The organism is Myroides odoratimimus (assembly GCF_030326305.1).
Classification (GTDB): Bacteria; Bacteroidota; Bacteroidia; order Flavobacteriales; family Flavobacteriaceae; genus Flavobacterium; species Flavobacterium odoratimimum_A.
Genome location: NZ_JACAKB010000011.1, coordinates 41,621 through 56,381 on the forward strand (window position 1 = coordinate 41,621; position 14,761 = coordinate 56,381).

General features: G+C 33.9%; 14 protein-coding genes. 8 read left to right on the forward strand and 6 right to left on the reverse strand.

Annotated features, from left to right (window positions below; all coding sequences use genetic code 11):
• The first annotated feature begins 85 nt into the window (after nucleotides 1-85).
• The 3 genes from azu to HX049_RS09815 all read left to right on the forward strand — a co-directional run bounded on the left by azu (nucleotide 86) and on the right by HX049_RS09815 (nucleotide 2,679).
• The gene (gene azu, locus HX049_RS09805) at nucleotides 86-598 is read left to right on the forward strand and encodes an azurin (protein WP_286415628.1); all 513 of its coding nucleotides are present in this window, start codon (nucleotides 86-88) and stop codon (nucleotides 596-598) included.
• Nucleotides 599-865: 267 nt separating this feature from the next.
• The gene (locus tag HX049_RS09810) at nucleotides 866-1,570 is read left to right on the forward strand and encodes a YceI family protein (protein ID WP_041893772.1); all 705 of its coding nucleotides are present in this window, start codon (nucleotides 866-868) and stop codon (nucleotides 1,568-1,570) included.
• A 125-nt stretch (nucleotides 1,571-1,695) separates the two neighbouring features.
• Nucleotides 1,696-2,679 (forward strand): YpdA family putative bacillithiol disulfide reductase, encoded by a 984-nt coding sequence (locus tag HX049_RS09815; protein ID WP_286415629.1) that lies wholly within the window; start codon nucleotides 1,696-1,698, stop codon nucleotides 2,677-2,679.
• Here the strand turns inward: HX049_RS09815 and HX049_RS09820 are convergent.
• Nucleotides 2,676-3,092, reverse strand: a complete 417-nt coding sequence (locus tag HX049_RS09820; RefSeq protein ID WP_286415630.1) for a Fur family transcriptional regulator — start codon at nucleotides 3,090-3,092, stop codon at nucleotides 2,676-2,678. The two genes, HX049_RS09815 and HX049_RS09820, sit on opposite strands and share 4 nt — an antisense overlap.
• A gap of 205 nt (nucleotides 3,093-3,297) precedes the next feature.
• Between HX049_RS09820 and HX049_RS09825 the strand changes: the two genes are divergently transcribed.
• The 3 genes from HX049_RS09825 (at nucleotide 3,298) to HX049_RS09835 (ending at nucleotide 6,534) form a co-directional block, all read left to right on the forward strand.
• Nucleotides 3,298-4,503 (forward strand): aromatic amino acid transport family protein, encoded by a 1,206-nt coding sequence (locus HX049_RS09825; protein WP_286415631.1) that lies wholly within the window; start codon nucleotides 3,298-3,300, stop codon nucleotides 4,501-4,503.
• 49 nt (nucleotides 4,504-4,552) lie between these two features.
• Nucleotides 4,553-5,752 (forward strand): aromatic amino acid transport family protein, encoded by a 1,200-nt coding sequence (locus HX049_RS09830; RefSeq protein ID WP_286415632.1) that lies wholly within the window; start codon nucleotides 4,553-4,555, stop codon nucleotides 5,750-5,752.
• 125 nt (nucleotides 5,753-5,877) lie between these two features.
• Entirely contained in the window at nucleotides 5,878-6,534 is a 657-nt protein-coding gene (locus HX049_RS09835) for an NAD(P)-dependent oxidoreductase (RefSeq protein WP_286415633.1), read from the forward strand.
• A 113-nt stretch (nucleotides 6,535-6,647) separates the two neighbouring features.
• Here HX049_RS09835 and HX049_RS09840 read toward each other — a convergent pair whose 3' ends face one another.
• The 3 genes from HX049_RS09840 to HX049_RS09850 form a co-directional block, all read right to left on the reverse strand.
• Nucleotides 6,648-7,364: a tRNA threonylcarbamoyladenosine dehydratase gene (locus tag HX049_RS09840; RefSeq protein WP_286415634.1), complete on the reverse strand. Its 717-nt coding sequence runs from the start codon at nucleotides 7,362-7,364 to the stop codon at nucleotides 6,648-6,650.
• Nucleotides 7,365-7,398: 34 nt separating this feature from the next.
• Entirely contained in the window at nucleotides 7,399-8,034 is a 636-nt protein-coding gene (locus HX049_RS09845; protein ID WP_286415635.1) for a TatD family hydrolase, read from the reverse strand.
• Nucleotides 8,035-8,105: 71 nt separating this feature from the next.
• The gene (locus HX049_RS09850) at nucleotides 8,106-10,739 is read right to left on the reverse strand and encodes a valine--tRNA ligase (RefSeq protein ID WP_286415636.1); all 2,634 of its coding nucleotides are present in this window, start codon (nucleotides 10,737-10,739) and stop codon (nucleotides 8,106-8,108) included.
• A gap of 230 nt (nucleotides 10,740-10,969) precedes the next feature.
• Here HX049_RS09850 and HX049_RS09855 point away from each other — a divergent pair, with 230 nt between their 5' ends.
• Nucleotides 10,970-11,359 (forward strand): DUF1573 domain-containing protein, encoded by a 390-nt coding sequence (locus HX049_RS09855; protein ID WP_286415637.1) that lies wholly within the window; start codon nucleotides 10,970-10,972, stop codon nucleotides 11,357-11,359.
• Between the two features lie 73 nt (nucleotides 11,360-11,432).
• On the opposite strand, the gene HX049_RS09860 is transcribed toward HX049_RS09855, so the two are convergent.
• Together HX049_RS09860 and HX049_RS09865 are read right to left on the reverse strand one after the other, a co-directional pair.
• Nucleotides 11,433-12,170: a tyrosine-protein phosphatase gene (locus HX049_RS09860; protein WP_286415638.1), complete on the reverse strand. Its 738-nt coding sequence runs from the start codon at nucleotides 12,168-12,170 to the stop codon at nucleotides 11,433-11,435.
• Nucleotides 12,171-12,198: 28 nt separating this feature from the next.
• Nucleotides 12,199-13,308, reverse strand: coding sequence for an Lnb N-terminal periplasmic domain-containing protein (locus HX049_RS09865; RefSeq protein WP_286415639.1), 1,110 nt, complete (start codon nucleotides 13,306-13,308; stop codon nucleotides 12,199-12,201).
• A 592-nt stretch (nucleotides 13,309-13,900) separates the two neighbouring features.
• On the opposite strand from HX049_RS09865, the gene HX049_RS09870 reads away from it, so the two are divergent.
• Nucleotides 13,901-14,641 carry a CDP-alcohol phosphatidyltransferase family protein gene (locus tag HX049_RS09870; protein WP_286415640.1) on the forward strand — a complete coding sequence of 247 codons (741 nt, stop codon included), beginning with the start codon at nucleotides 13,901-13,903 and terminating at the stop codon, nucleotides 14,639-14,641.
• The last annotated feature ends 120 nt before the right edge of the window (nucleotides 14,642-14,761 follow it).

Consider the following 14,761-nt stretch of genomic DNA (forward strand, 5'->3'; position numbering starts at 1 on the left):
ATAATATTATTTATCGTACCTTTATAGTACTCAAAATGAGCGCTTTTAATCGCTCAATAAATAAATAATATTATATAAAATAATTATGAAAAAATTAAACTTAGCTTTAGCTGTTTTAGCAACAAGTACAATGTTATTCTCATGTGGTGAGAAAAAAGCAGATACAACAACTACTCCAACAGAAACTCCTGCTGAGACACCAGCTGCTCCAGAAGAAGTAACAGGGATACAAATTTCTCTTAACGCTGGAGATGATATGAAGTTTGACCAAAATGAAATTAAAGTTCCTGTAGGAGAACAAGTAACTTTAACTTTCAAACATACTGGAAAAATGGACAAAGCTGTTATGGGACATAACTGGGTACTATTAAAACAAGGTACTGATATGGCTGCTTTTGCAGAAGCTTCTTCTCAAGCTGCTGATACAGATTATATCTCAGCTAAAGATGCTGATAAAGTACTAGTTCATACTAAAACTTTAGGTGGAGGTCAATCAGAAACAATTACTTTTACTATCACTGAAGCTGGTACATACGATTTCTTATGTACATTCCCAGCTCACTTCGCTTTAATGCAAGGTAAATTAATTGCTGAATAGTAATATATTTTAATGCAAATCTTTAAATGGGGTGTTTATTAATAAACACCCCATTTTTTTATTACTCTATTTTAAAGAAGTAACTCATCTTGTAATCTATCCACTTAAAAGAAGATTTTGCCATTTAATTTCATCAAAAAGTACAAAAAAATGTTAATTATTATACTTTTAAAGCTTTTTAGCTCAAAATCAGTAGTCATTTTTTTCTGACTGATTGCTTATTCTTATTTAAGCATGTATATTTGTATTAACAAATTAGCATATAAAATGAAAAAAATTGTATTATCGTTAGCTGTAATCGCTACATTAACTCTAGCATCTTGTGGAAACAAAAATGCGGATAAAGCAACAACTACAACAGAACAAGAAGTAGCTGTAGAACAAGGAGACAAATATTCAGTAAACTTAACTGAAAGTAACGTTACTTGGAAAGTAGGACATAAAGGTGGAGTTAATCCTCGTTATGGAACTTTAACTTTAAAAGCAGGTGATATCGCTATCGATGCAAGTGGGTTAAATGCAGGTTCTTATACTATCGATATGGCATCAATCAATGCAGATGTTGCTTCTGTTGACAATGACGCTACTAAAAAAGGTGATTTAGAAGGACACTTAAAAAGTGCTGACTTCTTTAACGTAGAGGCTAACCCTACTGTTGATTTCAAAATCACTAATGTAGAAGATTTCGACGCAGCTAAACACACTAGCAAAATAGAAGGAGCTAATAAAGTAGTAAGTGGAAACTTAACTATCTTAGGAAAAACTGTAAACATCACTTTCCCTGCTAAAGTAACTGTAGAGAATGGTAAAGCAGTTATGGATGCCGCATTCGTAGCTGACCGTACAGAATGGGGATTAGTATTCGGTACTACTGATAAAGATTCAGGTGCTGCTCTTAACCCTGCTGACTGGGCTATTAGTAAAGATATGGAAATAGGAATTCATTTAGTAGCTGATAAAGTAACTGAATAATTTCATTCACAATATATCCTATAAGGGCTACTCTTACGAGTAGCTCTTATTTTTTTACCTCCTTTTCAAAAGAGGAATAAGAATAAAGCCGTAACTTTGGTTTTTGCGAATAGAAAATAGATACAATGAAGCATTTTGACATTATAATTATAGGAGGTGGTCCTATAGGTATCGCCTGTGGACTAGAAGCTAAGAAGAACGGACTTTCTTATCTAATCATAGAGAAAGGATGTCTAGTTAATTCTTTATATCACTATCCTGTCAATATGCAGTTCTTCTCTTCGTCAGAACTATTAGAGCTAGACAAGATCCCTTTTATTAGTAAAGAGAATAAACCTCGTAGAAGTGAGGCTTTAGAATACTACCGCAGAGTAGTAACAACGAATGAACTAACGATAAACTTATTCGAAACTGTCTTAGAGACGACTAAAAACTCTGAAGGATTATTCGATGTCAAAACTTCTAAAGATAATTATACAGCTAAAGACATTATCGTAGCGACTGGATTTTATGATATTCCTAATCCATTGAATGTACCAGGTGAAGACTTATCTAAAGTTTCTCATTACTACACAGATCCACATTATTATGCCGGTATGGATGTAGTGGTGGTCGGTGCAAGTAACTCTTCAGTAGATGCAGCCTTAGAATGCTATCGCAAAGGAGCAAATGTCACTATGGTTGTAAGAGATAAAGAAATTAGCTCTCATGTGAAATACTGGGTAAAACCTGATATTGAAAATAGAATTAAAGAAGGAAGTATCACTGCTCTGTTCAACAGCAATATTAAAGAAATAACTGATAATACGGTTATAATCAACACAAATAACAAAGAAATAATAATAAAAAACGACTTTGTCCTTGCACTTACAGGATATCGTCCTAACTTTGCTTTTTTAAAACAATTAGGAGTTACAATATCTAATGATGCTAATCAGACTCCTACTTACAATACAGAAACTATGGAAACAAATGTGACGAACTTATATTTAGCAGGTGTAGTATGCGGTGGTTTAAACACGCACACTTGGTTTATTGAGAACTCTAGAATTCACGCTGTTACCATTCTTACACATATCATCTCTAAGTATCGATATTGTCGATTTTAGGGCTTGCACTCCTTACACACCCCTTTAGCTACTACGTCTATATCATCTAGCTGAAAACCAGCCGGTACTTCTATCTTAGGTATAGATACTTGTGTTAAACAGATTGTCTTTTTACAATTATTACACACAAAATGTAGATGAGTATCGTGATGATTCTTTTCATCACACCCCTGAGCACATAATGCATACTGTGTAATATTATTAGTCGTAATACTATGAAGCAAACCTTTGCTCTCAAATGTCTTTACGGTTCTATATAACGTTACACGATCAGATTGTTCAAAGCTTGCCTCTATATCAGCAAGTGATACTGCACCTTTTTGTTGCTTCAAAAATTTTAGAACCAATAAGCGCATTGCAGTAGGATTAATCTTTTTAGCTTTTAATTCTTGCTCTAAATTTAGGGTACTCATACTCTCTTATTTTGTGTATAAACAAAGATAAACAATGTTTGGTTATCAAGTCGTTTTTACGTAATCAGATTCTATTTAACAACTTTTTAGCTTAAAAAAAATCAAAATATTTTAATACAAATAAACATATTTGAGTGTTGTAGTAAATAATAAAAACATATATTTATTTTTTTTACAACAATCAAACTAAAAACATAAACTCAAAGTGAATAGTAAACTTATAGGTAGTTCCCTTATTATAGCGGGTACAGCAATCGGAGGTGGAATGTTAGCCATGCCGATTATTTCGTCTGGAGTAGGATTTACAGGCATTACGATAGTAATGATCTTGATATGGTTAACGATGTGTTATACCGCTATTCTATTAGTAGAAACATATAAAGACAATAACCCTGAAGATGGGTTGAGTACGATGACTTATAAATACTTAGGTAAAGCAGGCTCTATCATTACAGGGATAAGTATGCTAACACTGATGTATGCCTTAGTTAGTGCTTATATAGCAGGAGGAAGTGATATTCTAAGACTAAACTTAAGTAACTGGTTAGAGACTGATATCAGTCCACAGGTTACTGCTTTTATCTTTACAATATTATTTGGTGGTATAGTTGGTCTAGGTGCTCGAATAGTAGATATTGCTACAAGGTGGATATTTATTATCAAACTAATCTTTCTCTTGATTGTTATTATTGTAATGGTTGGTTATGTCAGAATAGATAACCTTCTACAGCTGCCTATAGAGAGTAAGCTATTCTTCTCCTCTATTCCTGTTATTTTTACTTCATTTGGTTTTCATATTGTGGTACCGAGTATGGTAAAATATTTAGACGGTGATATTAAGCTACTTAAAAAAGCGTTTATCTATGGTAGTCTATTACCTCTAATCGTGTATATCATTTGGCAACTATCTATCTTAGGAAGTATAGACTCTAATACCTTCTTCACAATTATAAAAGAAACACAAGGCTTAGAAGCTGTCATCATAGCTGTAAATGGTATATCTGAATCTAAGTGGATGAATATTCCTCTAAACATTTTCTTTGCAGCAGCTATCCTTACTTCTTTCTTAGGAGTAGCATTAGCACTATTTGATTATGTAAAAGATTTAAGTAAAAAGAAGGCTTTTGGAAAAAATAAAGTAATTATTTACTTAATTACTTTTATACCTCCATTATTATTCGCACTTTACTATCCTAAAGGTTTTGTGATAGCACTAAGCTATGCAGCTATCTCTGTAGTGATAACCTCTTTGTTTATTCCAGTACTGATGTATATCAAAGTCAAGAAAGAAAGACAAGAGACTATATCTTTTTTACAAAAGATAGCTTTTAGCCTGATTTTTGCTTTTGGAACAAGCATCTTAGTAATACAAGTTTTAATGACAGCGGGAGTACTCCCTATTTTAGACTAATGAAACAAAAAATAAATTCGACGAATTAAATAAATTTAAATAAATAGAAATGCAAAAAATTATCGGAAGTATTCTTATTGTCGCAGGAACGACAATCGGAGCAGGAATGTTAGCAATGCCCATTATATCAGCAAGTGTAGGCTTTACCTTTATGGCCTTTATCTTGTTCTGCATTTGGTTTGCTATGTATTATACTGCTATACTTCTGGTGGATGTATATAAATACAACCCTCCTACAGATGGATTAAATACCTTAACAGTAAAATACCTAGGTAACTCAGGAGCTGTTGCTACAGCGCTAAGTATGCTGATACTGATGTATGCCTTAGTAAGTGCCTATATCACAGGAGGAGGTGAAATATTTAGAACTAACTTAGAGAATTGGCTACAAGTAAAAATATCATCTCATACTTCTGCTTTTCTATTTACAGCAATATTTGGTAGTATCATAGCATTTGGTACACGTGTCGTTGACTTCAGTAATAAGATAGTATTCACAACTAAGCTAATTTTCTTGTGTATTGTAATGGCATTATTATTACCTAAAGTAGAAATGATTCACTTACAACATTTACCTACTTCTAGTATTCCTGTATTAGCCACTATTCCAGTAATCTTTACTAGCTTTGGGTTCTATGTAGTCATTCCAACATTGGTAAAATACTTAGACGGAAATATCAAACAACTAAAGCTCGTATTTTTAATCGGAAGTATCACTCCTCTTATATTATACTTAGTATGGGAACTTACATTCTTAGGAAACTTAGATAGTAATACCTTTACCACTATCCTACAAGAGAACTCTAAAATGGAAGGATTACTAAAAGCAGTAAAACAAGTACACAACTCAAAAATGATCGGTATTTCTTTTACACTATTTGCTTCTGCGGCATTACTTACTTCTTTCTGGGGAGTAGCTATGGCTTTAAAGGATTATATCCAAGATTTAGGGAAAAACAAACCACTAATCAAGAATACAATGTCTGCAATGCTATTGACATTTATTCCTCCATTAGTATTTGCAGTATTTTATCCTGACGGATTCGTAATAGCACTAGGATACGCGTCTATCCCTTTAGTAGTTCTTGCTTTAATCATGCCGATGCTAATGCTACAAAAAGCACAAAAGCAAGCAGGAGTTAAACAGCCCATTTTACAGAAACTAGCTTTTGTATTTTTATGGGGACTATCACTTTTGATATTTATACTACAAGGTCTTATGGTTGCTGAGGTTATACCTGCTTATTAAGCAAGAAACAGCCTTTATACAATATTAGCCGACTTAACCTAGATTAAGAAATTTCTAGATTAAGTCGGCTTTCTATTTTTAAACCATTACTCCTCTGTACCTTTGTCTTATAAAAATAACAATGTATGAAAAATATAGTTTTGATAGGAGCGTCTGGTTATGTAGGTAGTGCTATATTAAACGAATTGATACAACGTCAATACAACGTTACAGCAATCGCTAGAAATACCTCAACAATATCTAATAGCGCTTTAGTAAAAAAAGTAGCGTTAGATATAACAGATCAAAAAGAACTCGTAAAGATAATAACAGGTGCAGATGTAGTCATCAGTGCTTTCAATGCAGGATGGTCAAATCCCAACCTATATGAGGACTTCACAACAGGAATACAGACTATACACAATGCTGTAAAAGAAGCTAAAGTAAAGCGCTTAATTGTCATTGGTGGAGCAGGTACACTGTATATCAAACCTGGATTACAATTAGTAGACTCAGCAGATTTTCCAGATTTTATTAAACCAGGTGCTACAGCTGTAAGAGACTATTTTGAACACACATTAAGTAAAGAAAATAGTTTTATTTGGACATACTTTAGCCCTGCGATAGAAATGAATCCCCAAAATCCTGGAAAGCGAACAGGACACTTTAGACTAAGTAGCAATACACCTGTCTATGATAGCGAATGTAGAAGCAGAATATCTGTAGAGGATGTAGCTGTCGCTATAGTGGATGAGGTAGAGAATGAACAGTTTAAAAACACACAGTTCACAATAGGTTACTAAATTTCATAATAAGTCCCCATAAGGGAAACAACAGTTCAACAACAAAATACTAGCAATTCTTCCCTTACTAAAAAAGGCTGTAAATCTAATTGATTTACAGCCTTTTTACTTTATTATTTCGATAAGATATATCTTACTACATGTTCTGCTGAGTTCAAACCAAACAAGGCTGGCATCCAACTATTCGTCCCAAAGAATGACTTTTTAAAGTTACTACCATCTGTCATCTTTAAGCTACTCTCATCAGGTTTCTCTGTAGAGAATATTGCTTTTACCCCAGAAGATATCCCTTCTTTCTTTAAGCGCTTTCTAATTTGTTTTGCCAATGGACATACATCAGTTTTACTGATATCTTTAATAACGATCTTATTTGCCATCATCTTTCCTCCTGCTCCCATCGCACTGATTACCTTTACCTTCTTGCGCTTAGCTGCCAAAATAAGGTTAATCTTAGGTGTAATGCTATCTATACAATCTAATACATAATCGAAGTCCTCTGTCACAATCTCATGAGCACGCTCAGGAGAAATAAACTCTTCTATACGAATCAAGTTAAGCTCTGGATTGATATCCATCAGTCTATCTCCTACAACTTTCACTTTTGGCATACCTATAGTAGAATGTAAAGCTGGCAACTGTCTATTGATATTCGTAATATCCACAGTATCTCCATCTACGATAGTCATATTTCCTACTCCTGCTCTAGCTAAAAACTCTGCTGCAAATGATCCAACTCCTCCTAATCCAACGACTAATACTTTTGCATTTTTTAGTTTTTGCAATCCTTCTTCCTTAAAAAGTAATTCTGCTCTTTCTTGCCAAATTGCCATTTATTCTACTTATTATATCAATCTAAGACTGATGTTATCTATTAAAAACTGTTTTATAATTCTGTTCTATGATCGCTTCTATATTAGTATCTAATGCACTTGCTACAGTATATACATCCTCTATGGTTATCTCCTTAGCATCATCTGTTTCTAAAAACAACTGCTCTCTTGGTACTTTCAAAAAGGTATTCCTCAATGTCTCGTTATAAATAAGATGTTTACCAAAAGACAAATAGACCCCATTCTTCCACAAACTCTCTGCTACCTGTTCTTTTTTATTAAAACCATGTATTATAAGAGGAACCGTCATCCTCATCTCCTTCTTGATCTGTATAACTTCTTGATAAGCTGAAACGACGTGCAAAATTACTGCTTTTTTATACTTTTCTGCAAGTAGTAATTGCCTCTTAAATACTTCTATCTGTAGATTTAACGAAATATTGATCTTCTTATCTAATCCACACTCTCCTATCGCTAAACAATTTGGCTGTTGTAACTGCTCTTCTAACAAGGCAAACTCTTCCTCTAGACGTTCTTCATGGATATACCATGGATGTATCCCAACAGTATAAGTAGGAAGAGTATTATCCACTGTTAGAGGATACTGATTGATGATTTCTACTATCCCCTGCTGCCCTGTAATATGATGAGTGTGTACATTTATTTTCATACATACGAAGATAAAAAAAAGCCTCTAATTAGTGAACTAACTAGAGGCTTCTATATCTAAGAGATACTAGACTATTTTAATCCAGCTAAGCTGTGTTCGATAGTTGCTATTTTAGCTAAAGCATCTGCTTCTTTCTTTCTTTCGTTCTCGATAACCTGAGCAGGTGCACCACCTACGAACTTCTCGTTCGATAGCTTACCTTGTACAGATTTTAAGAATCCTTTTAAGTATTTCAACTCTTCTTCTAACTTAGCGATTTCTTCCTCTAAGTTCACACTTCCTGTTACAGGAATGAAGTACTCATTAGATTTCACACGGTAAGATAGTGCACCACTTACTTGCTCTGTTACATACTCTATAGCAACTATGTTACCTAATTTAGAGATGATACTGTCGAAGTATGTAGATGTTTTCTCGTTGTTGATTACTTTTAAATCTATCGTTTCTTTGAACGAAATATTCTTATCTTTTCTGATAGTACGGATACCAGCGATTACTTCAGTAGCGAATTCAAACTCTTTAATCAAGTTCTCATCGAATGACTTCATCTCTGGCCATGCAGATACTACTAATGCATCAGCAGCTGTACGCTCATTAATATGCTGCCAAATCTCTTCTGATAAGAATGGCATAAATGGATGTAACAACTTAAGATTAGCTTCTAACAACTCGATAGTCTTGTCAAAAGTAGCTTTGTCAATTGGTTGTTGGTATCCAGGTTTAATCATTTCTAAGAACCAAGAACAGAAGTCATCCCATACTAATTTATAGATTGCCATTAATGCATCCGAAATTCTGTATTTAGAGAAGTGATCTTCTATCTCTACTAAAGCACTTTGTAACTTCGCTTCATACCATGCTAATGATACTTTTGCAGACTCAGGTTGTACTAATGTCTCAGATACTTCCCATCCTTTGATTAGACGGAATGCGTTCCACACTTTATTAGTAAAGGCTTTCCCTTGAGCACATAATTCTTCATCAAACATAATATCATTACCCGCAGAGGCTGATAATAATAATCCAACACGTACACCATCAGCACCGAATTTGTCTATTAATCCTAATGCATCAGGAGAATTACCTAATGATTTAGACATCTTACGGCGTAATTTATCTCTTACAATACCAGTAAAATATACATTCGTAAACGGTTTCTTACCAGTATACTCATATCCTGCCATAATCATACGTGCCACCCAGAAGAAGATAATATCTGGTCCAGTCACTAAGTCATTTGTTGGATAGTAATAGTTGTACTCTTCATTCTCTGGATCTGTGATTCCATTAAATACAGACATTGGCCATAACCAAGAAGAGAACCAAGTATCTAAAGCATCTTCATCTTGTTTTAAATCAGCTGCGGTTAAAGCTGCATTACCAGACTTTACTTTTGCTAATTCAACAGCTGCTTCAATAGTCTCTGCTACTACGAAATCCTCTTTACCAGCTCCATAGTAATAAGCAGGTATCTGTTGTCCCCACCATAACTGACGAGAAATATTCCAATCGCGGATATTCTCTAACCAGCTCTTGTAAGTATTATTATATCTACTCGGATATAACTTCACATCTTCAGTCTCCATAACAGCATCAAGTGCAGGCTTAGCCAATTGCTCCATCTTAAGGAACCATTGGTCAGAAAGTCTTGGCTCGATAACAGCTTTTGTACGCTCAGAAGTACCTACATTATTTACATAGTTTTCTACTTTATCTAAAGCTCCGATAGATTCTAACTCCACTTCTATCTCTTTACGCACTACGAAGCGGTCTTTACCAGCATAGTGCATACCTAATTCGTTAAGTGTCGCATCAGCATTAAAGATATCGATAATCTCTAAGTTATGTCTCTCGCCTAAGTCTTTATCGTTTACATCGTGAGCAGGAGTCACTTTAAGACATCCTGTTCCGAATTCCATATCCACATACTCATCAAAGATGATAGGCACTACTCTATTACAGATAGGTACAATAGCCTTCTTTCCTTTTAAGTGCGCATAACGCTCATCATTAGGATTAATACAAATAGCTGAGTCTCCTAAGATAGTCTCAGGACGTGTAGTCGCGATAACTAAATGCTCATTAGAACCTTCTATTTGGTATTTTAAGTGGTATAATTTCCCTTGGCGCTCTTCATAGATTACCTCCTCATCAGATAAAGTAGTCTTCGCTTCAGGATCCCAGTTTACCATACGGTATCCTCTGTATATTAATCCTTTGTTGTATAGGTCAACAAATACTTTTATCACTTGTTCAGACATCTCTGGATCCATAGTAAACTTCGTACGATCCCAATCACAAGAACATCCTAATTTCTTAAGTTGCTCAAGGATCACTCCTCCGTACTCTTCTTTCCACTCCCACGCATGTGCCATAAACTCTTCGCGTGTTAAATCGTTTTTATTGATACCCTGCTCTCTCAATTTTGCGACGACTTTAGCTTCAGTAGCGATAGAGGCGTGATCCGTTCCAGGTACCCAACAAGCGTTAAGTCCTTTTAAACGAGCACGACGTATTAATACATCTTGAATCGTATTGTTCAACATATGTCCCATGTGTAATACCCCAGTCACGTTCGGTGGAGGGATTACAATCGTGTAAGGCTCTCTGTGGTCAGGAGTTGAGTGGAAAAAATTGTTCTCCATCCAGTACTGATACCATTTTTGCTCTACTTGCTTCGCGTCAAATTGTGCAGGAATTGTCATTTACTTATTAATTTTACTTGTTTTTAACATTTTTTAAAGACACATCCAAAGATAACAATACTTTAATCAAATTTTAATCTAAGCACTGTTTCTTTTTACGTACCTTTGTATTATGCAAAAATATGGATTACTATGTAATTACAAAAGATAACACATTACTTTAAATGTTTATTTTTATTTGCGAGTATTCCTAAAGTTTTTAATTTTACAAAACAACAAATAGAAAAATAATGAAAAACATTTTAGCATTATTAGTTTTGGTTTTGACAAGTGCAGTAACATTCGCACAAAAGGGACCAAAAATCGAGTTTAAAGAAGAGAACAATACTATCGATTACGGTACTGTTGTAAGAGGGAAAGATAATGGAGTTAGAACTTTTGAGTTTACTAACGTTGGTGATGAGCCATTAATCATTACAGCTGTAAGATCTACATGTGGATGTACAGTGCCTTCTAAACCTGAAGAACCAATTTTACCAGGTCAAAAAAGTAAAATAGACGTACAGTATAATATGGCTCCTGGTAAAATCAGTAGAACGATCACTGTAGAATCTAATGCTGTGAACTATACTAACGGTGTAGTAGCACTACGCATTAAAGGTGAAGTTGTAAACAACTAATCAGAAAATAGACAGAAAAACAAAAGGGATTGCTCACGCGATCCCTTTCTTATTTTATACAATCAGCAATTCTTTATTTCTTAAAGAAGATATTATTAGCTATTGCTTTCTGGAAGTTCTTCACTTCTTTAATCTGTATTTTAGCATCAAAGCCTTTGATATGTTTTGTATGGTGGATATCAGATCCTACGAAGTCTATCATATCATTGTTCAACAGATAGTTTGCAGCCTCTAATACATGTCCTCCATAATATCCTGTAGTAGACAATAAGTTCATCTGAAACTTACACCCAGATTTTTTAAGCTTCTTATACATCTCTGTATTCTTGTGATAGAAGTTATAACGCTCTGGATGCGCTAAGATAATCTCATACCCATTCGATTTTAAATGAAATAGAATATCCATTAACTGTATAGGTGGGTTGATATAAGACATTTCTACTAATACATAGTTATCTTTTAATGTCAATAGCTTCTCTGAATGAATGCGTTGCAAGAAGCTCTCATCCATCATATACTCAGATGCTACTCTCAGCTGAAGAGACTCCGCCTCTGTAGGTAGTACCTCTAATACCTCATCATATTTAGATAATATTCTTTCTTTTGTATTATCCCATACTAGCGGTGTAGTATGTGGAGTGGTAATCGCTTGGTCAAAGCCCATCGCTTTCATAGACTCTATAATAGTCTTTGTATCCTCTTTAGTCTGTGCTCCATCATCAATACCAAACATTAAATGAGAGTGAATATCTACATAATTATTTGGAATTAATGTTTTAAGCTCTGGTTTAGATTTAAATAATCCGAACATATCTTTATATTATTTTTTCTGATTAGGTCTACTTGTTATACTTCTTAGCGATACGCATCTCTATAGCCAAACTCACAAGGGTCAACAATACTAATGGCAAGGTCACTAATAGCTTATCGCTAGTAATATTCAATACGATATACAAAACTACGCAAACTAAAGTTAACAACTGAAGTAACTTAGCTATCTTGACATTCTTTCTTATAAAAGGTAAGATTAAGAATATAGGACTACACAGTAGCACTGTATTATTACTTAACAGTTCGCCATGTAGAGAGTAAAAACCAACTGCAAAAAAGAAAATACCTAAAAGCCCCAAGATGACAAAATACACACTTCTAGCGCCTCTCTGAGTCATTAGCCCTGCTAGTACTAAAACGACAAGACTAAAGAACCACATAGAGTTTACGCTTATACCTGATTTTTCTACAGGTACTTCTGGCTTAAAAACAGTGACTGTCTCAGGAACCAAAGGTTTTCCGTTGACTTTAGTTTCTGCTAATCCTTGCATAAACTTATCTGGTAGAAACAATAAAGTAGAATGAGCATCTACCTTAGAACCAAATATTAAATTAATCCCAAGCATCTCGAAATATCTCTTATTCAGATACGAGTTTAAGATAGTTCTATAAGTAGCAGTGTTTCCTTCCACATCTACTTTTACAGGTGTAGAGATACTACTATTAATAATATCCACCACCTTAGTAGTACAGTTCTGATCTATAAACTTATAGATATAAAACTTATTCTCTTCTTCTAATGATTCGTTCAGTTTTTGCCATATCTCTTCTTTCTGAGTTGGAGTCAAGTCTAATGCTTGTTCATACACCGCTCTATTATCATATACATAACTCCCAATGAAGTTTCTATACGTAGAATAATCTGCATAGTATAAAAGGTCTCCCTTCACAAACTTGCCATAAAAATTAGGTGTTCTAAAATCAAACATACCATAATTATACACTCTATCTATTCCTTCAAAAGGGTCATTCACACGTATCGCTGTATGACCAAATAGAGAATACAACTCATCTCCTGTACCACAAGTAAGTACACTTATCTCTGCTCTATCAGAGAGTGGTCGTTCTTTAGAGAAAGCCATCTGCACCATAAAAAGGCAGAAAAGCAGATATGTCATTTTTTTTATCATGTATTCTTCTTGATTTATAACTAAGCGTTCTATTTGACTCTTACAAAAATACTTTACTAATCTCTGATTTACAATAAAAACATATATCCTATGCTATTTATAAATAACCTCTCTCTGCACTATCGAAAAAAGAACATCTCTTCAACAGATGTTCTCCTCTTCTTTCTATCTTCTTCGCAAGAACTAAATTATATCAACACGATATGACCATGGTGCCTCCGTTAAAACTGTCTATAAAACGGACTCACTATGGACTCATGATGGACTCATGACGGACTCAACACAACTAAAACCTGTCTCGTACTACTATAAGTATAGTACTAATCATAACTACTTTTATCCTGTAATTATATTTATCTAATGTATCCTTATTCTCTATATACCAAAGATAATAAATATCTAATAAACGTATAGTTACCTAAATAGAGTACACAGAATAATAAAAACATCTGTAAAGATAAACGGCATTATCTAAAGTAATCCTTATAAACACTATAAAATTTAGTAACTTTATGATACATTTGTATCAATAAATACAAGTAAACTTTATAGAGTTTATATAAACAAATAAATTTCAGTTATGAAAAAACACATTCCTAATGCTATCACTTTATTAAACTTACTTTCAGGATTAATTGCGTTAGTGTATGCATTTGATGATAATATACACATGGCTTTCTTATGGGTATGTATTGGAATCTTTTTTGACTATTGGGATGGCTTCGTAGCGCGTATCTTAAATGTAAAAAGTGAGATGGGATTACAGTTAGACTCGCTAGCTGATATGGTGACTAGTGGAGTAGTTCCAGGATTAGTGGTTTATAAGATGCTTGCTAATATTCAAGAAAACCAAGAGATCTATAACCTTACACCAGAGACCTACTATATGGGAGTAGTTCCATACTTAGGATTTATCATCACATTAGGAGCGGCGTATAGATTAGCTAAATTCAACATTGATACTAGACAAACTGATTCGTTTATTGGATTACCTACCCCTGGTAATGCATTATTTATCTTAAGTATTCCGATGATTATCTCTACAACCAAGTCTGAAGAGATTATCTCATTATTAAGTAATCCTTATTTATTAGTAGTCATTAGTATCTTAAGTGCTATCATCATGAATGCAGAACTACCATTGTTCTCATTAAAAATAAAACCTAATAACCTAGGAGCTTATAAACTTCAGATAGGATTTATGTTACTGTCATTAGTACTACTAGTTACTTTATTATATCTAGCTATACCTATTATTATACTAGTATATATCTTACTATCTATCATGATGAATATAACAAAAAAACAAACTGCTAACTAAAAATAAGAAACGCTATCTCTCAAGATAGCGTTTTTCATTTGATCTATATCTAAAAAGTGCCATATCTCATCATCATGATTATATGGCACTTTTTTTTATGACCTTCTATATTAAACATTA